The 20,935-nt window shown below is 63.6% G+C and carries 14 protein-coding genes, 2 tRNA genes and 2 rRNA genes; 9 read left to right on the top strand and 9 right to left on the bottom strand.

The genetic code is table 11. The features are described from left to right. Positions 1 to 24 precede the first annotated feature (24 nt). Positions 25 to 771, bottom strand: a complete 747-nt coding sequence (locus CFE50_RS13735; RefSeq protein ID WP_286734342.1) for an SDR family oxidoreductase — start codon at positions 769 to 771, stop codon at positions 25 to 27. A gap of 171 nt (positions 772 to 942) precedes the next feature. Here CFE50_RS13735 and CFE50_RS13730 point away from each other — a divergent pair, with 171 nt between their 5' ends. From CFE50_RS13730 to CFE50_RS13715, 4 genes are all read left to right on the top strand, one after another. Beyond that, positions 943 to 3,384, top strand: a complete 2,442-nt coding sequence (locus CFE50_RS13730) for a glycogen/starch/alpha-glucan phosphorylase (RefSeq protein WP_286734340.1) — start codon at positions 943 to 945, stop codon at positions 3,382 to 3,384. 206 nt (positions 3,385 to 3,590) lie between these two features. Then, on the top strand, positions 3,591 to 5,687 hold the full coding sequence (glgX, locus tag CFE50_RS13725; protein WP_286734338.1) for a glycogen debranching protein GlgX: 2,097 nt from the start codon (positions 3,591 to 3,593) through the stop codon (positions 5,685 to 5,687). Positions 5,688 to 5,850: 163 nt separating this feature from the next. Further along, positions 5,851 to 6,861, top strand: coding sequence for a class 1 fructose-bisphosphatase (locus CFE50_RS13720; protein ID WP_241807835.1), 1,011 nt, complete (start codon positions 5,851 to 5,853; stop codon positions 6,859 to 6,861). A gap of 168 nt (positions 6,862 to 7,029) precedes the next feature. Beyond that, a complete protein-coding gene (locus tag CFE50_RS13715) occupies positions 7,030 to 7,635 on the top strand; it encodes an outer membrane protein (protein WP_286734336.1) in 606 nt (201 codons plus the stop codon). A gap of 34 nt (positions 7,636 to 7,669) precedes the next feature. On the opposite strand, the gene copD is transcribed toward CFE50_RS13715, so the two are convergent. The 8 genes from copD to CFE50_RS13675 all read right to left on the bottom strand — a co-directional run bounded on the left by copD (position 7,670) and on the right by CFE50_RS13675 (position 15,934). Then, positions 7,670 to 8,566 carry a copper homeostasis membrane protein CopD gene (gene copD, locus CFE50_RS13710; RefSeq protein WP_286734335.1) on the bottom strand — a complete coding sequence of 299 codons (897 nt, stop codon included), beginning with the start codon at positions 8,564 to 8,566 and terminating at the stop codon, positions 7,670 to 7,672. A 2-nt stretch (positions 8,567 to 8,568) separates the two neighbouring features. After that, a complete protein-coding gene (gene copC / locus CFE50_RS13705; protein WP_241807833.1) occupies positions 8,569 to 8,940 on the bottom strand; it encodes a copper homeostasis periplasmic binding protein CopC in 372 nt (123 codons plus the stop codon). Positions 8,941 to 8,973: 33 nt separating this feature from the next. After that, on the bottom strand, positions 8,974 to 10,764 hold the full coding sequence (locus CFE50_RS13700; RefSeq protein ID WP_286734330.1) for a SulP family inorganic anion transporter: 1,791 nt from the start codon (positions 10,762 to 10,764) through the stop codon (positions 8,974 to 8,976). 211 nt (positions 10,765 to 10,975) lie between these two features. After that, positions 10,976 to 12,187, bottom strand: coding sequence for an ammonium transporter (locus CFE50_RS13695; RefSeq protein WP_241807831.1), 1,212 nt, complete (start codon positions 12,185 to 12,187; stop codon positions 10,976 to 10,978). A 195-nt stretch (positions 12,188 to 12,382) separates the two neighbouring features. After that, entirely contained in the window at positions 12,383 to 12,967 is a 585-nt protein-coding gene (locus CFE50_RS13690) for an IMPACT family protein (protein WP_286734328.1), read from the bottom strand. After that, positions 12,964 to 13,620, bottom strand: coding sequence for a TetR/AcrR family transcriptional regulator (locus tag CFE50_RS13685; RefSeq protein WP_027600306.1), 657 nt, complete (start codon positions 13,618 to 13,620; stop codon positions 12,964 to 12,966). Before CFE50_RS13685 ends, CFE50_RS13690 begins: the two co-directional genes overlap by 4 nt. Positions 13,621 to 13,690: 70 nt before the next feature. Further along, entirely contained in the window at positions 13,691 to 15,067 is a 1,377-nt protein-coding gene (locus tag CFE50_RS13680; RefSeq protein ID WP_286734323.1) for a uracil-xanthine permease family protein, read from the bottom strand. Positions 15,068 to 15,136: 69 nt separating this feature from the next. After that, complete coding sequence (locus tag CFE50_RS13675; protein ID WP_132832903.1) at positions 15,137 to 15,934, bottom strand: DUF5020 family protein; 798 nt, start codon at positions 15,932 to 15,934, stop codon at positions 15,137 to 15,139. Positions 15,935 to 16,204: 270 nt separating this feature from the next. On the opposite strand from CFE50_RS13675, the gene CFE50_RS13670 reads away from it, so the two are divergent. The 5 genes from CFE50_RS13670 to CFE50_RS13650 form a co-directional block, all read left to right on the top strand. Then, a complete protein-coding gene (locus CFE50_RS13670; protein WP_286734319.1) occupies positions 16,205 to 16,582 on the top strand; it encodes a hypothetical protein in 378 nt (125 codons plus the stop codon). 509 nt (positions 16,583 to 17,091) lie between these two features. Further along, positions 17,092 to 18,628, top strand: a 16S ribosomal RNA gene (locus tag CFE50_RS13665). Positions 18,629 to 18,724: 96 nt separating this feature from the next. Next, a tRNA-Ile gene (locus CFE50_RS13660) sits at positions 18,725 to 18,801 on the top strand. Positions 18,802 to 18,807: 6 nt separating this feature from the next. Continuing rightward, a tRNA-Ala gene (locus tag CFE50_RS13655) sits at positions 18,808 to 18,883 on the top strand. Between the two features lie 308 nt (positions 18,884 to 19,191). Beyond that, positions 19,192 to 20,935: ribosomal RNA gene (locus CFE50_RS13650) — 23S ribosomal RNA — on the top strand; the annotation flags it as partial.

Raw genomic sequence — 20,935 nt, 5'->3', positions numbered from 1 at the left:
CCTGACGCCCCTCGCGACTAGACCCTAGCGTCCGCCACCGATATCCAGCAGGGCGCCGGTGGTGTAGGAGGCCTCGTCCGACAGCAGCCAGAGGATGCCGGCGGCGATCTCCTCGGCCTCGCCCGCACGTCCCAGCGGAGTGGTCACGCCCAGGCGCTCGGCGCGCCCCGGCTGGCCGCCGCTGGCGTGGATGTCGGTAAGGGTCACGCCGGGCCGCACCGCATTGACCCGCACCCCGTGCGGACCGAGTTCCTTGGCCAGGCCCAGGGTCAGGGTGTCCAGCGCCGCCTTGCTGGCGGCGTAGTCGACGTATTCGTTGGGCGAGCCCAGGCGCGCGGCGATGGAAGAGACATTGACGATGGCGCCACCGCGGCCGCCGCGCTCCCGCGACAGGTGGCGGGCCGCCTCGCGGGCACAGAGAAAGGCGCCATAGACGTTGACCTCGAACATGCGCCGCAACCGCTCGGCGCTCATCTCCACCAGCGGCTGCGACTGATCGACGATCCCGGCATTGTTGACGAAGGCGTCCAGGCCGCCGAAGCGCTCCACCGTGCGCTCGAACAGCGCCAGCACCTGGGCCTCGTCGGCCACGTCGCCGCGCAGCGCCAGGCCTTCCACGCCCAGCGCCTCGATCTCGGCCAGGGTGGCCCGGGCCGCGGCCTCGTCCTGGCGATAGTTGAAGGCGACGTTCCAGCTGCGGCGGGCGGCGCCAAGGGCCGTGGCGCGGCCGATGCCACGACTCGCGCCGGTGATGAGCAGGGTCTTGCGCATGGTGAAAACCTCAGGCTAGAGAGGGTAGGGGTAACGGCTAACCGTCTGATGTGGCGAAAAAAGCTTGGACGTCCCTGGCGTTTCGCCTAAAAGTAAGGCGAACGGCACGCGCCGCATTATCCGCGGCCACTTCGCGATCTGATTCCTAAGCGCTTGCAGAGGTCAATCCTGATGACGAGACCCCGCTTCATCTCGCCCAACGAAGTTTCCGCGCTCCGTACCAACATCCTCTCCAAGCTCACCTACGCCGTCGGCAAGGATCCCGACAACGCCCTCGACCACGACTGGTTCCAGGCCACCGCCCTGGCCGCCCGCGACTACATCGTCGACCGCTGGATGAGTCGCACCCGCGACGCCTATCGCACCGGCCAGAAGCGCGTCTACTACCTCTCCCTGGAATTCCTCATCGGTCGCTTGCTGATCGACAGCCTGTCCAACCTCGGCATCCTCGAAGAGACCCGCCGTGCCCTGGCCGACCTCGGTGTCGACCTCGAGCGCATCCGCGGCCTGGAGCCGGACGCCGCCCTGGGCAACGGCGGCCTCGGTCGCCTGGCCGCCTGCTTCATGGAAAGCATGGCCACCCTGGGCATCGCCAGCCACGGCTACGGCATCCGCTACGAGCACGGCCTGTTCCGCCAGGTGATCGCCGACGGCTTCCAGCTGGAGCAGCCGGAAAACTGGCTGGACTTCGGCAATCCCTGGGAATTCGAACGCGCCGAGGTGGTGTACGAGATCGGCTTCGGCGGTCACGTCGCCCCCTATGGCGAAGGCGACCCTCGGCGCCAGGTGTGGACGCCCGGCGAGCGCATCCGCGCGGTGGCCTATGACACCCCGGTGATCGGCTGGGGCGGGGAGGGCGCCAATACCCTGAGACTCTGGCGCGCCCGACCGCTGGAGATCCTCCACCTGGAAACCTTCAACGCTGGCGATCACGTCGGCGCCGTGGCCAACGAGGCCCGCGCCGAGAGCATCTCGCGGGTGCTCTATCCGGCCGACAGCAGTGAAGCCGGCCAGGAATTGCGCCTGCGGCAGGAATACTTCTTCGTCGCCGCCTCCCTGGCCGACCTGACCCGCCGTCATCTCAAGCAGCACAACGACCTGCTCAGCCTGCCCGAGCACGTGTCCATCCAGCTCAACGACACCCACCCGGCCATCGCCGTGGCCGAGCTGATGCGGTTGCTGGTGGACGTCCACGGCATTCCCTGGGATGCCGCCTGGAGCACCACCGTCGGTACCCTCAGCTATACCAACCACACCCTCTTGCCCGAGGCCCTGGAGACCTGGCCGGTACAGCTGATGGAACGCCTGCTGCCGCGGCACATGCAGATCATCTACCTGATCAATGCACAGTTCCTCGACTCCCTGCGTGCCCGCGGCGAGACCGATGGCGCCATGATCTCCTATGTCTCCCTGATCGACGAAAGCCAGGGTCGCCGCGTGCGCATGGGCAACCTGGCCTTCCTCGGCTCGCACAGCACCAATGGCGTGTCCGGGCTGCACACCGACCTGATGCGCAAGACGGTCTTTCGCTCGCTGCACCGGCTCTATCCGGATCGCATCAACAACAAGACCAACGGCATCACCTTCCGCCGCTGGCTGCACCAGGCCAATCCGGCGCTCACCGACCTGCTGGTGGATACCCTCGGCCAGGGCGTGCTGCACGATCCGGAAAAGACCCTGCCGCAGCTCAAGCCCTATGCCAACGACAGCAACTTCCGCGAGCGCTTCGCCCTGCAGCGCCAACGCAACAAGGACACCTTCACCAGCCTGGTGAAGCAGCGGATGGAGATCGACCTCGACCCCAATGCGCTGTTCGACGTCCAGATCAAGCGTATCCACGAGTACAAGCGGCAGCTGATGAATCTGCTGCAGACCATCGCGCTGTACCAGGCCATCCGCGACAACCCCAACGGCGACTGGACGCCGCGGGTCAAGATCTTCGCCGGCAAGGCCGCCGCCAGCTATCACCAGGCCAAGCTGATCATCAAGCTGGCCAACGACGTGGCTAAGGTGGTCAACAACGACCCCCTGACCCGCGACCTGCTCAAGGTGGTCTTCCTGCCCAACTACAACGTCAGCCTGGCCGAGGTGATCATTCCGGCGGCGGATCTCTCCGAGCAGATCTCCACCGCCGGCATGGAAGCCTCGGGCACCAGCAACATGAAGTTCGGCCTCAACGGCGCCCTCACCATCGGCACCCTGGACGGCGCCAATGTGGAGATGTGCGAACTGATCGGGGAAGAGCACATGTTCATCTTTGGCCTCAAGGCGGCCGAGGTGGAAGAGCGCCAGCGCAGCGGTGGCATCTCCTCGGACATCATCGAGAATTCGCCACGCCTGGCCCAGGTGCTGGCGGGCCTGCGCGCCGGTCAGTTCTCGCCCGAGGATCCGGCCCGCTACAACAGCCTGCTCGACGTCCTGACCTGGCACGACCGCTTCCTGGTCTGCGCCGACTTCGACGCCTACTGGGACGCCCAGCGCCAGGTGGAAATGCGCTGGCAGCAGCCGGACAAGTGGTGGCAATCGGCGGTGATCAACACCTCCAGCATGGGCTGGTTCTCTTCCGACCGCACCATCCGCGAATACGCCACCGAGATCTGGAAGGCGCTGTAGTCGAGCACGTGTCGCGGCCATGGCGGTCCGCCGCTGCGGTCGTTTAATCGATGTATCGCGGCCATGGGCCGCTCCTACGGATGCTCGATATTCCTGTAGGAGCGGCCCATGGCCGCGATCAGCGGTGCGCCGACTGAGAACCACCGCTTTTCCCGGCGTCTACATCCTTGCAGCATCCGCCCCGCCAGCCCGTCACCGGAGTCCCCATGCCCCGCACCTCTACCCGCCTCGACGCGGGCAATCCTGCCCATTACGGTGCCACCCTCGTCGAGGGCGGCATCAACTTCGCCGTCTGGTCGCCGGCGGCCGAAGCCGTCGAACTCTGCCTCTATGACGCCAAGGGTGAAGCCGAGACCCAGCGTCTGGCCTTTCGCGAACACGAAGGCGGCGTCTGGCATGGTTTCCTGGCCGGTGCCAAAGCGGGTCTGAAATACGGCTTGCGCGCCCAGGGTGCCTACCGCCCCCAGGACGGCCTCAGATTCAACGCCAACAAACTGCTGGTGGACCCCTGGGCCCTGGCGGTGGACCGGCCTTTCCAGCTGCATCCCAGCACCTATGGTTTCCACCCCGACGATCCCAATCGTCCGGACGCGCGCGACAGCGGTGCCCATGTTCCCAAGGCCATCGTCCTGCCGCCGGTCGACGGCCTGACGCCAGCGCCCAAGCGCCGCGACGCCGGACTGATCTACGAATTTCACGTGCGCGGCCAGACCCGGCTGCATCCGCAGGTGCCCGCCCGCCAGCGCGGCACCCTGGCGGCGCTGCGCCATCCGGCGCTGATCGAGCACTGGCAGCGCCTCGGCGTCACCACCCTGGAGCTGTTGCCCATCGCCGCCTGGGCCGACGATCGCCATCTGCCGGCCCTGGGGCTGGCCAACTACTGGGGCTACAACCCGGTGGTCATGGCTGCGGTCGATCCGCGCCTGGCCGGGCGCGAGGCCCTGGGCGAATTGCGCGAGACGGTGGCCACCCTGCAGGCGGCCGGCTTCGAGGTGTTGCTCGACGTGGTCTTCAACCACACCGGCGAAGGCGACGAACTCGGCCCCACCTTCAATCTGCGCGGCCTGGACAACGCCGGCTACTACCGGCTGCAGCCGGACGATCCGGCGCGCTATATCAACGACATGGGCTGCGGCAACTGCCTGGCGCTCTACAGCCCGCCGGCGTTGCGCCTGACCCTGGACAGCCTGCGCCACTGGGTCACCGCCGCCGGTGTCGATGGCTTCCGCTTCGACCTGGCACCCGCGCTGGGTCGCCTGGAAAGCGGCTTTGATCGCGACGCGCCGCTGCTGCAGGCCCTGGCTCAGGATCCCGTGCTGCGTCAGGTGCGGCTGGTGGCCGAACCCTGGGACATCGGCCCCGGCGGCCATCAGGTCGGCGCCTTCCGCGCGCCCTGGCAGGAATGGAACGACGCCTTCCGCGACGACGTGCGCCGCTTCTGGCGCGGCGACGACGGCCTGAGAGGCGCCCTGGCGACCCGTCTGGCCGGCAGCGCCGATCTCTTTGGTGCGGGTGATCGCTCCCTGCGCACCAGCGTCAACTTCGTCACCGCCCACGACGGCTTCACCCTGGCCGACCTGGTCAGCTACGCCGAAAAGCACAACGAGGCCAATGGCGAAGGCAATCGCGACGGCACCACCGATAACAAGAGCTGGAACAATGGCGTCGAAGGACCGAGTGACGACCCCGCCGTCCTGGAAGCCCGCACCGCCGACCAGCGCGCCCTGCTGGCGACCCTGATCCTGGCTGGGGGCGAACCCATGCTCACCGCCGGCGACGAATTCGGTCGCACCCAGCAGGGCAACAACAATGCCTATGTGCAGGACAGTGAATTGTCCTGGCTGGACTGGCAGCAGGCCGCCAGCCCTGCCGGGCAGCGGCAGAGCGCCTTCGTCGGCCGGCTCATGGCGCTGCGCCAGGAACTACCGGCCCTGCAGGCGCAGCGGCTGCTCGGGCGCCCCGATCCCCGTGGCTGGGTCAGGATCGAATGGCTCGATGCCGACGGTGCGCCGATGGACGACGGCCGCTGGCAGGCCGGGGGCAGTCTGCCGCTCGCCCTCACCCTGGAGCCCCTCGACGGAGCGGATCACCCCCAGGCCGCACGAATCTGGCTGGCCTTCCAGCCGCGGCGGGAGGAAATCGACCTGCGCCTGCCGCCGTCACGTGACGGACATCACTGGGTGATACAGCTGGACAGCCGTCAGCCTGAACTGGAACCCGACTCGGCAGTCTATCCCAGCGCCGAAAATCTCCGTGTTGGCCGAGGCGTACTGCTGGCCGTGGAGACCCCGAACGCGCCCTAGACGCGCGTTCCCTGTCGGCCGCCGGTGCCCGGTGCCTCTCGCCCTTGCGATCAGGCCCGGAACCGGCACTGGCTGGCAGACCTGGCCTGACGGTCCGCTCTGCTTGAGACGGAGCTTGAGCTTTGGCGCTACACTCGCGCCCATCATTACAAGGAGCACCGCGATGTCCCGGATATCCCTCAGTCGTTACCTCATCGAGCAGACCCGCAGCCACAAGACCCCGGCCGACCTGCGCTTCCTCATCGAAGTCGTGGCACGGGCGTGCAAGCGCATCAGCTACGAGGTGTCCAAGGGGGCGCTGGGTGGCGTGCTTGGCAGCATGGGCACCGAGAACGTCCAGGGCGAGGTGCAGAAGAAGCTGGACGTCCTGTCCAACGAGATCCTGCTGGAAGCCAACGAATGGGGCGGCACCCTGGCCGGCATGGCCTCCGAGGAAATGGACCAGGTGCACCAGATTCCGGGTCACTACCCCAAGGGCGCCTACCTGCTGATGTTCGACCCCCTGGACGGCTCGTCCAACATCGACGTCAACGTCTCCGTCGGCACCATCTTCTCCATCCTGCGCAAGGACTTCGTCAGCAGCACCACCGGTGACGTGACCGAAGAAGCCTTCATGCAGAAGGGCACCGAGCAGGTGGCTGCCGGTTACGCCATCTACGGTCCCCAGACCATGCTGGTGCTGACCCTGGGCGACGGCGTCAAGGGCTTCACCCTGGATCGCGAACTGGGCAGCTTCGTGCTCACCCACGAAGACATCACCATCCCCGAGGCCACCGCCGAATTCGCCATCAACATGTCCAACCAGCGCCACTGGGAAGCCCCGGTCAAGCGTTATGTGGACGAGCTGCTGGCTGGCAAGGAAGGTCCCCTGGGCAAGAACTACAACATGCGCTGGATCGCCTCCATGGTGGCCGACGTCCATCGCATCCTCACCCGCGGCGGCATCTTCATGTACCCGCGCGATGCCCGCGAGCCGGAAAAGCCCGGCAAGCTGCGCCTGATGTACGAGGCCAATCCCATGTCCATGCTGGTTGAGCAGGCCGGTGGCGCCGCCACCAACGGTCACCAGCGCATCCTCGACGTCCAGCCGGACGGCCTGCACCAGCGGGTGGCGGTGTTCCTGGGCTCCAAGGAAGAAGTGCAGCGCGTGACCGAGTACCACCGTCAGCGTTGATCCCTCCCAGCCGGGCCGCCTGCAATGGGCGGTCCGCTGCTCCGCTCGCGTCCTGCCTCAGCGTTCAGCTCCGATTCAGTCCCCTTAATCCTGCGCTAATCCGCCGCTGCCGAAGATGGCCGCGCAGCCGGTCGGGCTGCATTCGCATCGCGTGAGGAGCCTTTCACCATGAACGCCCTGAAATCCCGTGTCGTCCTCTTCGGCCTGCTGGCCCTGGCCAGTCATCAGGTGTTTGCCGCCGATCCCCAGAACTTCGCCGGCCTCACCTATGGCAAGAGTTACGATAACTTCAGCAACAGCCACGCCCTCGACCGCAACCTGAACAGCCCCGACACCGATGCTGCCATCGATGGCAGCAACACCTGGGGGCTGCGCCTCGGTCAGCAGAACGACGCCGGTCGCTACTACGCCACCCTCGACCAGGCCAGCGGCAGCAGTGATGGCCTGAGACTCAAGCAGCAGGACCTGACCGGCAGCTACGATGCCTTCTATCCCCTGGGCGACAGCACCAAGCTGTTTGGCGGCGGCACCCTGGGCGTCGCCCGGGTTACCCAGGACGGTTCCAGCTTCGGCCATGACAGCGACCTCGGTTATGTGGCTGGGGTCCAGGCCGGCATCCTGCAGCAGGTCAACGACCGCACCTCCCTGGAAGCCGGCTATCGCTATCTGCGTAGCAACGCCAAGCCGGACATCGACCAGGACGGCAGCAAGCTGGGGTCGAGCCAGCTCGACAGCAGCAAGGAAATCTACCTGGGCATGAACGTCTATTTCTGAGGCGTGGCCGGGGCGACAGCGTTCGCTCCGGCTGTCAGCTGAAGGGATCCAGACCCGAGAAGGCCGCCACCAGCGCGACGGCGACCACCCCGAGCGCGATCTCCACGGCCGTGGCCTGGCGCAGTAGTTGTAGCGCCTGCGGCCCCTGTCCCAATCGCGGCACCAGCAGATAACGATTGGCCAGGGCCAGGACGACCATGGTCGCCACCACCAGTACCTTGGCCAGCAGCAGGCCGGAGTAGGGTGTCAGCCGCAACAGACCGGCCGGTCCGAGGATCAGCAGGCTGTTCAGCGCACCGCTGAGCAAGGCCAGCGCCACGCTGATCTGCCCCGGTAGCGAGTAACCCCGCAGCAGCCGCTGGATCTCTCCCCTGAGCCGGGCCGGAGGCCGTCCCAGGCACAGCAGCACCCCGGGCAGACTGCCCACCCAGAGTCCCGTGGTGAGCAGATGCAGGGCCTGGTTCGACCGGTGCACCCCGCCAAGCCCACCCGCGGTCGCGGCAGCATGGCCACCCAGGGCCAGACTGGCCAGCAGCAGGCCACTCAAGCCCCACAGCCAGCGAACGCCACGCGTCCCGGGTCCCGCCAGCAGCCACAGGGCCAGCAGCAGGCCCAGCGGCAATTGCCAGCGCCAGCCCTGGCCGGCCTCGGTGGCCAGATAGAGCTGCCACAGCGGCAGATTGAAGGCATCCGTCCAGCCATCGCCCACCAGCGCGGCCTGCAGCGGCAACAGGCTCAGCACCCCGAGCATCAGCAGGGCCCCCAGCAGGCGGGCCGCAGGACGCGCCCGCTCCAGCAGCCAGTCGCGCAAAGCCGGGCGACCCAGCCAGAGCGCCAGCGCCAGATAGCCCCAGGTCAGCAGCAGCGGCAGCAGGAAGAGGGCGCGGGCGAGGGGGCGCCAGGCATCGGGCGTCGCCAGTCCGCCTTCCATCCTTACTGGACGGTGAAGCGATAATCGCCCTGGGTCTTGTGTCCGTCCTTGGCCAGCACCCGCCATTTGACCTGGTAGCGACCCGCTTCCAGCGGCGCCTCCAGCGGCACCTCCAGGGTGCGTTCGTCACCACCGGAAATCACCTTGCCGGTGGTGATCGCCGTACTGGCCTGACCCTCCAGCCGCTGCAGCTGCACCTGGCTCAGAGACGCCTCGACCCCTTCGGAAAAGCTCAGGCTCAGCTGCTTCGGTGCCGGGCTGGTGCTGTCGGGCGCGGGCTCGGCGCTCTTCAGGTGACCATGGGCCAGGGCCAGCCCCGGCAACAGCAGACAGGTCAGGGCGAGACGGCGAGCGAGACGCAGGGCAGCGGTCATGGAGAACTCCAGCGGCAGAAGGAAACCGCCAGCTTAGCAGTCCGCCCGAGTGGCGTCCGCGCCCGGCGCCTGTTCCGCCGCGCGCGCCGCGCACTCGACAAAGGTCCGGGCGGTGCAGCGGCGGCACACCTCCGGATCCAGGCGCGGATAGATGCTGCGCAGGGCCTGATCCTTGGACGAAAAGATATGGCCGTCGCCCAGCTCCTTGAGAAAGCCGGTCTTGGCGAACAGCTGCAACACCGGCGTGCGCGGGCGATGGAAATAGAGGTCGCCACCCTGGGCCCGTCGCTCGCGCCATTCGCGCCGCCAGAGGTCGTTACCGGCCAGGTCGATGAAGTTCATGCTCTTGGTCATGAACAGGGCGTGCTTCTGACCGGGCTGGGCGCTGCGAAAGCCGTCCAGCTGATCGCCAACATGGGGCACGGCGCCAAAGAACACCGAGCCCTCCACCCGTACCAACTTGAGTTGCGGGCACTCCTGCGCCGGCTGGCCCAGTTCGTCCAGCGGGGTGAAGCGGCGCTCGGGGGTTCGCGGATCCGGCACCAGCGGGCGGATCGCCGGGTGCGAGGTGCGATAAAGGTAGGCCACCAGGGATACCAGGGTGCCCAGCAGCACGGCGCGATCCAGAGGGATGGTCAGGGTCGCCAGCAAGGTCACCCCAGCCACCAGGGCCTCGGTGCGGCTGACCCTCAGCACCTCGCGCCAGCGCCCCAGGTCCAGCAGTCCGCGTGCCACCAGCAGCAGAGTGGCGGCGATGGCGGCCAGCGGAATGGCCGCGATCAGGGCGCCGCCAAAGGCCACCAGCGCCACCACCAGCAGGGCGGCGAACACCGCCGCCAGTGGCGTGCGGGCCCCGGCTTCGAAATTGGGCATGGAGCGATTCAGCGAGCCGCAGGAGACATAGGCCGAAAAGCAGCCGCCGACCAGGTTGGCCAGCCCTTGGCCACGGAATTCGCGATTGACGTCCAGCCGCTGCCCGGAGCGCTGGGCCACCGCCTTGGCGATCGACAACGACTGTCCCAGGGCCACCAGGGTCAGGGCCACGGCGATGCCGGAGAGATTGCCCAGGTCCTGCAGGGTGACCTCTGGCAGATGGAACGGCGGCAGCGCCGAGGGAATCCGTCCGACCGTGGCGATCCCCTGGGCCGCGCCCGGCACGCTGCGCTCCAGGATCCAGGCGCTCAGGCACCCGGCCAGCAGACCCAGCAGCATGGTCGGCCAGCGCGGGCGCAGCCGCCGCAGCAGCAGGGTGGCGACCAGGGTCACCACGCCGATCACCAGCGAAGGCCAGTGGATCGCCAGGGGATGGGCGACGACATAGCCGAGCACGCCAAAGGCCGAGGTGCCCAGTGGCGGTGACAGGCCGAGCAAATCCTTGAGCGAATAGAGTCCGATCAGCACCGCGGCGCCACTCATGAAACCGAGCAGCACCGAAGGCGAGATGAAGTTAGCCACGGCGCCCAGGCGCAGGGCGCCCACCGTCAGTTGCAGCAGACCGACCAGCAGGGTCACCGCCAGCGCGAGATCGATGTAGGGGCCGGAACCCGCCAGCGCCAGCGGCGACAACGCCGCCAGCAGGGCCAGGGAGTTGGCGTTGGTCGGCCCGGTCACCACATGGCGACTGGAACCGGCCAGGGCGGCGACGATGCAGGGCACCACGGCGCCATAGACGCCGTATTGCGGCGGCAGTCCGGCCAGGGTGGCGAAGGCCACGCCCTGGGGCAGCGCCAGGACAGCACCCAGCAGACCCGCGCCCAGATCCGCCTTCAGGGTGGTGCGATCCACCTCGCGGAGCCAGGGCAGCAGGGTCGAAAGGGCGGGCATGGGGCGCTCCTGGAACAAGGGTCGCCCACTCTACCGATTCCGGTCGCCGATGGGCTACCCGAGTCCCGCCGTCGCCGTTCGCCGCCACGACATCGAGGCCGTGTTCATTTCTTCACCAGTCGCCGCCAGGCCGGTCTCTGTGGCGTTCTCGTGACTTCATGCACGGGTTATCCACATCACTGTACACGGTCCCTGTGGGTAACCTCGGCCGCTAGCCGTCGTGGCTGTTGGCGGCGATGCGATGGATCGACAGGTCGGCGCCCTGGTATTCCTCTTCCTGACTCAGCCGCAGCCCCAGCACGGCCTTGAGGAGCCCGTATACGGCCAGGCCGCCGAGCAGGGCGACGGCGATACCCAGCCCCGTGCCCGCCAGTTGCGCCAGCACGCTCACCCCACCCAGGCCGCCGAGTGCGGTCTGGCCGAACAGGCCACAGGCGATGCCGCCCCAGGCGCCGCAGAGGCCGTGCAACGGCCAGACACCCAGCACATCGTCCAGCTTCCAGCGCGTCTGCACCGCGGTGAAGGCCCAGACGAACAGGGCGCCCGCCACCAGCCCGGTGGCCAGGGCGGCGATGGGATGCATCAGATCGGAGCCGGCACAGACGGCGACCAGGCCGGCCAGGGGCCCGTTGTGCAGGAAGCCGGGGTCGTTGCGCCCGAGCAGCAGGGCAGCCGCCGTCCCGCCGACCATGGCCATCAGCGAATTCAGCGCGACCAGGCCACTGACGCCTGCCAGGCTCTGGGCGCTCATCACGTTGAAACCGAACCAGCCGACGATCAGGATCCAGGAGCCCAGCGCCAGAAAGGGGATGTTCGACGGCGGAAAGGCCACCAGCCGGCCTTCGCGATAGCGGCCCTGACGCGGTCCCAGCAGCAGCACCGCCGCCAGCGCCAGCCAGCCACCCACGGCGTGCACCACTACGGAGCCGGCGAAATCGTGGAAGCGCGCGCCGAACAGCGCTTCGAAGCTGTCCTGCAGCCCCAGGTTGTTGTTCCACATCAGGCCTTCGAAGAACGGATAGACAAAGGCCACGATCAGCGCGGTGGCGCACAGCTGCGGGACGAAACGCGCCCGCTCGGCGATGCCGCCGGAGATGATCGCGGGAATGGCCGCGGCGAAGGTGGCCAGGAAAAAGAACTTCACCAGCCCGTAGCCGCTGTCGGCGGTCAGCACCTGGGCGGGCGCGAAGAACGTCACGCCATAGGCGATCCAGTAGCCGACGAAGAAATACACTAGGGTGGAAATGGCGAAGTCGGCGAGGATCTTGGACAGCGCGTTCACCTGATTCTTGTGCCGCACGGTACCGGCTTCGAGAAAGGCGAAACCGGCGTGCATGGCCAGTACCATCACGGCACCCAGCAGCAGGAACAGGGTATTGGCACTGTGGACCAGGGTCGCCACAGCGGAAGGCAATTCGTTCATCAGGGCAGTCGTCGCTAAGGGTTGCACCAAAAACATGCCTGGCGGCTGCTTGATGCGCGCTTTTAGGGCGTGCTGCAGCTCTCGGCAGGTTCAGTCTTGCCGCCAAGCAGAGCGCAACGGGGAATTAGCGCTGGGATGCGCCAGAGCGGTGCGAATCGGAAGGGCGTGCACCAGGAGATAGCAAAGGTCGTGCCGCTAGAGCGCGCGCAGGACGATACGACCACTGCTCAGGTTGCTCAGCAGCGTCGCCACCTCGTCGCGTCGCTGGGGCTCGACCGCAATCCGCAAGGCGATCTCCAGCGCCTGATAGTCCTCGGCCAGCACCAGCACCGCTAGGGCTGCCAGGCGCGCCTTGATCAGCGGCCACTCCGCATAGGTGCAGGCGAAGCCAAGTTCCTGCCGCAGCACCAGCGGCTGCTTGTCCGCCTGCTGCAGGCAACGGGCGGCGCAACCGCCATAGGCGCGTACCAGGCCGCCGGTACCCAGCTTGATGCCGCCGTACCAGCGGATGACCACCACCACCACCTGATCGCAATCCTGCCCCTCGATGGCGGCCAGGATGGGCCGGCCCGCCGTCCCACCGGGCTCGCCGTCGTCATTGAAGCGGTATTGATTGCCCAGCTTCCAGGCCCAGCAGTTGTGGGTCGCGGTCGGCACGCTCACGCGGTCGATGAAGGCCAGGGCCGCTTCCACCGTGGTGACGGGCGCAGCGAGGGCGAGGAAACGACTCTTGCGCACCTCTTCTTCCCAGGCGGCATCCTGGATCAGGGTAAAGGTCATGGTGCCTGGAGACCCAGTCCCTTGAGGATGACATGGGTCAGGGTCCGCGCCGCCTCGTCGAAATCCTGCCGGGTCAGGCGAGTGCGCCCGGTCACCTGGCAGATCTGGCTGGCGAAGTCGGCGTAGTGCTGGGTGCTGCTCCACAACAGGAAGATCAGGTGGACCGGATCCACCGGGTCCATCTTGCCGGCCGCGATCCAGGCGTCGAATACCGCTGCCCGGCTGCGAAACCAGGTCTGGTAGTCCTGATCGAAATACTCGTACAGGCAATGACCGCCGCCGATGATCTCCATGGCGAAGATCCGTGAGGCCAGCGGTTGGCGCCGCGAGAATTCCAGCTTGGCGCGGATGTAGCGACTCAGGGCCGCCGCCGGGTCGTCTTCCACGGTCAGGTGATTGAAGGTGCTGTCCCAGAGTTCGAGGATGTTGCCCAGCACGGCCATATAGAGGCCGAGCTTGTTGTTGAAGTAGTAGTGGAGATTGGCCTTGGGCAAGCCAACGCGTTGCGCGATGGTGTTCATGCTGGTGCCCTTGAAGCCATGGCGCGCGAATTCTTCCTCCGCCGCGCTCAGGATCAATTCCTCATTCTTCTGCCGGATGCGTCCGGCCGGCTTGTCCTGGCCGGCGTGATGGGCGGGTACGAGAAGGGTCATGACAACGGGAGGATCCTGAGGCGCGGCAGGCATCAATAGCGTACCCCCGGCCCTGGACACAAGGGCTGTTTTACCGGTGTGGCGCCGGCGAGCTGCATTCCGTCACCGCTGCGCGGCGCTCCTCGGGCAGCAACAGGTTGAGCAGGATGGCGGTGATGCCACCGCTGGTGATCGCGGTGTCGAAGAGATTCTTCACCAGTGGCGGCAGCTGATCCAGCAGCGTCGGCTGGCTGGCGATACCGAGACCCACGCCAAGGGAGGTGGCGATGATCAGCAGGCTGCGGCGATCCAGGGTGCAGTGCGCCAGCAGCCGTATCCCGGCCGCGGCGACACTGCCGAACAGCACCAGGGTCGCACCGCCCAGCACCGGTTTGGGAATCTGCTGCAGGACGGCGCCCAGCACGGGGAACAGGCCCAGCACCAGCAGGATGGCGCCTATCCAGTAGCCGACATGGCGGCTGGCCACGCCGGTCAGCTGGATCACCCCGTTGTTCTGCGCGAAGGTGGTGCTGGGAAAGGTATTGAAGGTGGCGGCGAGCAGGCAGGCGACGCCATCACCCAGGACCCCACCCCGCAACCGCTGGAGATAGCCCGGCCCTTCGACGGGTTGTCGCGAGATCAGGCAGTTGGCGGTCAGGTCGCCGGTGGTCTCCAGGGTGCTGATCAGATAGATGAGCGCGACCGGGAGGAAGGCCGACCAGTCGAAGGCGAAGCCGAAATGGAAGGGGAGGGGGACGCTGACCAGGGGCAGGTCCGGCAGCGGTTGGGGTTTCAACAGGCCGCAGGTCCAGGCGGCGAGGGAGCCCACCAGTAGGCCGATCATCACCGCCGAGAGCCGCAACCAGGGACGCGGCGACAGATTCAGGCCGATGATGACCGCCAGCACCAGACCACCGAGGGCCAGGTTGATCGGTGCGCCGAAATTGGCGGCCTTGGCGCCCCCGCCGAGATCGGTGACGCCCACCCTGATCAGGCTGATGCCGATCAGGGTGATGACGATGCCGGTCACCAGTGGCGTGATCACCCGGCGCAACAGACCAAGACAGCGACTCAGACCGATCTGGACGAAGGCGCCAAAGAAGCAGACGCCAAAGATCATCGCCAGGATGTCCTCCGGCGTCCCGCCGCGCTGCTTGACCAGCATCCCGGCTGCCAGCACCGCGGATAGAAAGGAGAAGCTGGTGCCCTGCAGGCAGATCATGCCCGCGCCCAGTCCACCGGCACCCCGCGCCTGCAGAAAGGTACCGACGCCCGACACCATCAGCCCCATGCTGATCAGATAGGGCAGGTGCTCGTGCAGCCCCAGGGCGCCGGCAATGATCAGCGGTGGCGTGACGATCCCCACGAAGCTGGCCAGGACATGCTGCAGGGCAGCGCAAAAGGCCGCGAGTGGGGCCGGGCGATCGTCCAGGCCATAGAGCAGATCATCGCGGACGGGAGTGGGCATGGTGATTACCTCGCAGTGGCGCTGCCCGCCGGTAAGGCGGCTGCAGCGCCAGAAGTGGGCCTGGCCAGGCTAGAACTGATACTTCACCAGGAAGCTGAAAACACTCTGGTCGGTACGGAAGCCCTCGCTGTCCTTGATGCCGTACTTGTCCGACCAGTAGTCGTACTCGGTACCCACATAAAGATGCTTGGCCTCGTAGCCCATGGCCTTGCCCAGGTCGTACTTGACCTGGGGATTGAAGTGCAGATTGGCGTGATAGCTGCCCTTGTTGTTCACCACCCAGTCCATGTAGCCATCGATGAGCAGATCCGAATTGCCCAGGGGCAGGGTGTAAGCCCATACCGGAGTGAGCTGCCAGGCACCCGAAGGCGCACTGCCGCCGTCCGGCTTGCGGTAATAGAGATTCAGCTGGAAGTAGTCGAAGCCCGGCACCTTGAGGTCGAAACCCGGACCGACCAGATAGTTGCGCTGGTCACGGCCGGCGCCCTCGCCGTCGTTCTGGTCGTATTCCAGGGTGGTGGCGAGCAGGACATCGGTAACCGGGCCAAAGGAAAGGTCCCGCCCGGACAGCTTGCCGAAGGACAGTCGCGGACTGATCTCGCCATAGAAGCCCTGATGACCGTCGCTGGCGTTGGTCGCACCGTTGAACCAGATGCTGTCGACGAAGAGGAAGAGATCGCCCCAGGTCCAGCTGCTGGCATGCTCGAAGGTGACGGTCTGCTGGATGCGGGGATCGACCCGGAAATCCTTGCCATATAGATAGGTGAGGCTTTCACCGTGCCACAGCAGTGGGCTGTCAGCGGCGTGGGCGGCACCGGCTGTGAACAGGCTGGCGGTCAGCAGCGCGGTGGTTAGGGTCTTGCGCATGTAGGCTCCTGGAAGTGCTTTCTCGTTATGTGCAGCGTCCGCCGTGCTCAGCAAAATCGACGCCAAGCTCCGGCGGGCGGGAGAAAATAGTTATTTTTCAACGCCTTGTATAAGGATTCCGGGAAATTTCAGCTGTTTGGCAGGGTACCAAACCTGACCACTTGCTCAGTTTTCGTGCCCTGAAGGGGCGCCCGCAGCGGCGCTGCTGCGAAACAGCGCACAGGGGGCCGCGCAGTGCTAAGGTGCTGGGCGACCCCGCAGGAGATAGTCATGAAGTTGCTTATCGGTATGCTGACGGCCTTGCTCTGCTGCTCTTTCGCCTCGGCTCAGGTCCCCCAGGGTGGGACGGGACAGCCAGGCATCCTCATGATCACCCGGGGCGATGCCTACTCGGGTTCGGGATGCGACATAGGTCTGGTGATTCAGGGGCGCCTCGCCGGCACCCTTATGGCCGGTCAGAGTGCTTCCTTCAATCTGCCGCCTGGCGAGATCGCCGTCAGCCTTACCTCTTCCGGCCCGGGGGGTTGCGCGGCGCCCATGGCCAGCAGCGTCGCCCAATCCATCCTGCTGACTCCTGGGGAGATCAAGCAGTACCGGATCATCGCGACCGAGGCGGGGTATCGACTGGCGCCCATCCTCCTTTATTGAAGTTTTTTGAAATAACCTGTTGACCTGTCCTGAAACTCCCCTATAATGCGCCACACTTCCGGCGCAGACGCTGAAGCGGCTTGAAAATCAAGCACTTAGGTCTGAGCCAGGCGAGGGGTCCACGGATTCTTCGCCATTTGGCTCTCACCTCAGGGTGACAGCGAAATGAAGCGGAGGGGTTGACAGCGTCTCAGGATGCTGTAGGATTCGCCTCCCGCTGCCGCGATCGGTTGATGTGGTCAGGCAAGCGCAAGTGGTTGAGTTGAAACGAAAAAGTTCAAATCAACGCTTGACAGGATGTGAGGGCAGCGTAGAATGCGCGCCTCGGTTAGCGACACGGTCGCAACCAACTGCTCTTTAACAAGTTGAATCAAGCAATTCGTGTGGGTGCTTGTGAGATAAGTCTGATGTCGCAAGATTATCAGCAACACAAGTAACTCGTGAATTCATGAGTTTTTTGCGATTGCTGAGCCAAGTTTAGGGTTTTCTCAAAACCCGATCAGTCTACTTAACTGAAGAGTTTGATCATGGCTCAGATTGAACGCTGGCGGCAGGCCTAACACATGCAAGTCGAGCGGATGAGAGGAGCTTGCTCCTCGATTCAGCGGCGGACGGGTGAGTAATGCCTAGGAATCTGCCTAGTAGTGGGGGACAACGTTTCGAAAGGAACGCTAATACCGCATACGTCCTACGGGAGAAAGTGGGGGATCTTCGGACCTCACGCTATTAGATGAGCCTAGGTCGGATTAGCTAGTTGGTAGGGTAAAGGCCTACCAAGGCGACGATCCGTAACTGGTCTGAGAGGATGATCAGTCACACTGGAACTGAGACACGGTCCAGACTCCTACGGGAGGCAGCAGTGGGGAATATTGGACAATGGGCGAAAGCCTGATCCAGCCATGCCGCGTGTGTGAAGAAGGCCTTCGGGTCGTAAAGCACTTTAAGTTGGGAGGAAGGGCTCATAGCGAATACCTGTGAGTTTTGACGTTACCAACAGAATAAGCACCGGCTAACTTCGTGCCAGCAGCCGCGGTAATACGAAGGGTGCAAGCGTTAATCGGAATTACTGGGCGTAAAGCGCGCGTAGGTGGCTTGATAAGTTGGATGTGAAATCCCCGGGCTCAACCTGGGAACTGCATCCAAAACTGTCTGGCTAGAGTGCGGTAGAGGGTAGTGGAATTTCCAGTGTAGCGGTGAAATGCGTAGATATTGGAAGGAACACCAGTGGCGAAGGCGACTACCTGGACTGACACTGACACTGAGGTGCGAAAGCGTGGGGAGCAAACAGGATTAGATACCCTGGTAGTCCACGCCGTAAACGATGTCAACTAGCCGTTGGGATCCTTGAGATCTTAGTGGCGCAGCTAACGCATTAAGTTGACCGCCTGGGGAGTACGGCCGCAAGGTTAAAACTCAAATGAATTGACGGGGGCCCGCACAAGCGGTGGAGCATGTGGTTTAATTCGAAGCAACGCGAAGAACCTTACCTGGCCTTGACATGCTGAGAACTTTCCAGAGATGGATTGGTGCCTTCGGGAACTCAGACACAGGTGCTGCATGGCTGTCGTCAGCTCGTGTCGTGAGATGTTGGGTTAAGTCCCGTAACGAGCGCAACCCTTGTCCTTAGTTACCAGCACGTTATGGTGGGCACTCTAAGGAGACTGCCGGTGACAAACCGGAGGAAGGTGGGGATGACGTCAAGTCATCATGGCCCTTACGGCCAGGGCTACACACGTGCTACAATGGTCGGTACAAAGGGTTGCCAAGCCGCGAGGTGGAGCTAATCCCATAAAACCGATCGTAGTCCGGATCGCAGTCTGCAACTCGACTGCGTGAAGTCGGAATCGCTAGTAATCGTGAATCAGAACGTCACGGTGAATACGTTCCCGGGCCTTGTACACACCGCCCGTCACACCATGGGAGTGGGTTGCTCCAGAAGTAGCTAGTCTAACCCTCGGGAGGACGGTTACCACGGAGTGATTCATGACTGGGGTGAAGTCGTAACAAGGTAGCCGTAGGGGAACCTGCGGCTGGATCACCTCCTTAATCGAAGATGTCAGCTTGCTGACAAGCTCCCACACGAATTGCTTGATTCACTGATAGAAGAGCAATTGAGTTAGAAAGACTCAAGGTAAGACGATTGGGTCTGTAGCTCAGTTGGTTAGAGCGCACCCCTGATAAGGGTGAGGTCGGCAGTTCGAATCTGCCCAGACCCACCAATCGATGGGGCCATAGCTCAGCTGGGAGAGCGCCTGCCTTGCACGCAGGAGGTCAGGAGTTCGATCCTCCTTGGCTCCACCATCTCCACCTGGTCGATAACACGATTGCTTGAAAAGCTCAGAAGTGAGCCTTTGACTTCTCCTCCATCACCTAGTGAAGAGGGAAGGGCACAAATGCTGACTTCTGGTCTTTGATCAGAACTGTTCTTTAAAAAATTGGGAAAGTGATAGAAGTAGACACATTGACTGTTTTCACTGGCAGTCGATGTCGTCAAGGTAAAATCTTGCGAACTCAAGCGCAAGTTTTCGGCGAAATGTCGTCTTCACTCATCTAACGCCTGCAGATCGGTAGCGTCCTTGTGACGTCAGCGAGATTGCTTGGGGTTATATGGTCAAGTGAAGAAGCGCATACGGTGGATGCCTTGGCAGTCAGAGGCGATGAAAGACGTGATAGCCTGCGATAAGCTTCGGTGAGGTGGCAAATGACCTGTGACCCGGAGATCTCTGAATGGGGGAACCCACCTAGCATAAGCTAGGTATCTTAACCTGAATCCATAGGGTTAAGAGGCGAACCAGGGGAACTGAAACATCTAAGTACCCTGAGGAAAAGAAATCAACCGAGATTCCCTTAGTAGTGGCGAGCGAACGGGGACCAGCCCTTAAGTTGATTTGAGAGTAGCGGAACGCTCTGGAAAGTGCGGCCATAGTGGGTGATAGCCCTGTACGCGAAACGCTCTTATCAATGAAATCGAGTAGGACGGGGCACGAGAAACCCTGTCTGAATATGGGGGGACCATCCTCCAAGGCTAAATACTCCTGACTGACCGATAGTGAACCAGTACCGTGAGGGAAAGGCGAAAAGAACCCCGGAGAGGGGAGTGAAATAGAACCTGAAACCGTATGCGTACAAGCAGTGGGAGCCCACGTTGTTGGGTGACTGCGTACCTTTTGTATAATGGGTCAGCGACTTATTTTCAGTGGCGAGCTTAACCGAATAGGGGAGGCGTAGCGAAAGCGAGTCTTAATAGGGCGTCTAGTCGCTGGGAATAGACCCGAAACCGGGCGATCTATCCATGAGCAGGTTGAAGGTTAGGTAACACTGACTGGAGGACCGAACCCACTTCCGTTGAAAAGGCAGGGGATGACTTGTGGATCGGAGTGAAAGGCTAATCAAGCTCGGAGATAGCTGGTTCTCCTCGAAAGCTATTTAGGTAGCGCCTCATGTATCACTCTGGGGGGTAGAGCACTGTTTCGGCTAGGGGGTCATCCCGACTTACCAAACCGATGCAAACTCCGAATACCCAGAAGTGCCGAGCATGGGAGACACACGGCGGGTGCTAACGTCCGTCGTGAAAAGGGAAACAACCCAGACCGTCAGCTAAGGTCCCAAAGTCCTGGTTAAGTGGTAAACGATGTGGGAAGGCTTAGACAGCTAGGAGGTTGGCTTAGAAGCAGCCACCCTTTAAAGAAAGCGTAATAGCTCACTAGTCGAGTCGGCCTGCGCGGAAGATGTAACGGGGCTCAAACCAGGCACCGAAGCTACGGGTATCACCTCTGGTGATGCGGTAGAGGAGCGTTCTGTAAGCCTGTGAAGGTGAGTTGAGAAGCTTGCTGGAGGTATCAGAAGTGCGAATGCTGACATGAGTAACGACAATGCGAGTGAAAAACTCGCACGCCGAAAGACCAAGGGTTCCTGCGCAACGTTAATCGACGCAGGGTGAGTCGGTCCCTAAGGCGAGGCTGAAAGGCGTAGTCGATGGGAAACGGGTTAATATTCCCGTACTTCTAGTTACTGCGATGGGGGGACGGAGAAGGCTAGGCCAGCTTGGCGTTGGTTGTCCAAGTTTAAGGTGGTAGGCTGACTGTTTAGGTAAATCCGGACGGTCAAGGCCGAGAGCTGATGACGATCCTTCTTTTAGAAGGAGAAGTGGTTGATGCCATGCTTCCAGGAAAAGCCTCTAAGCTTCAGGTAATTAGGAACCGTACCCCAAACCGACACAGGTGGTCGGGTAGAGAATACCAAGGCGCTTGAGAGAACTCGGGTGAAGGAACTAGGCAAAATGGCACCGTAACTTCGGGAGAAGGTGCGCCGGTGAGGGTGAAGGGTTTACCCCGTAAGCTCATGCCGGTCGAA

The organism is Pseudomonas sp. PGPPP4, assembly GCF_002256045.1.
GTDB classification, from domain to species: Bacteria; Pseudomonadota; Gammaproteobacteria; order Pseudomonadales; family Pseudomonadaceae; genus Chryseomonas; species Chryseomonas oryzihabitans.
The sequence above is the reverse complement of the archived record's forward strand: the minus strand, read 5'-3'. Positions and strand labels throughout refer to the sequence as shown.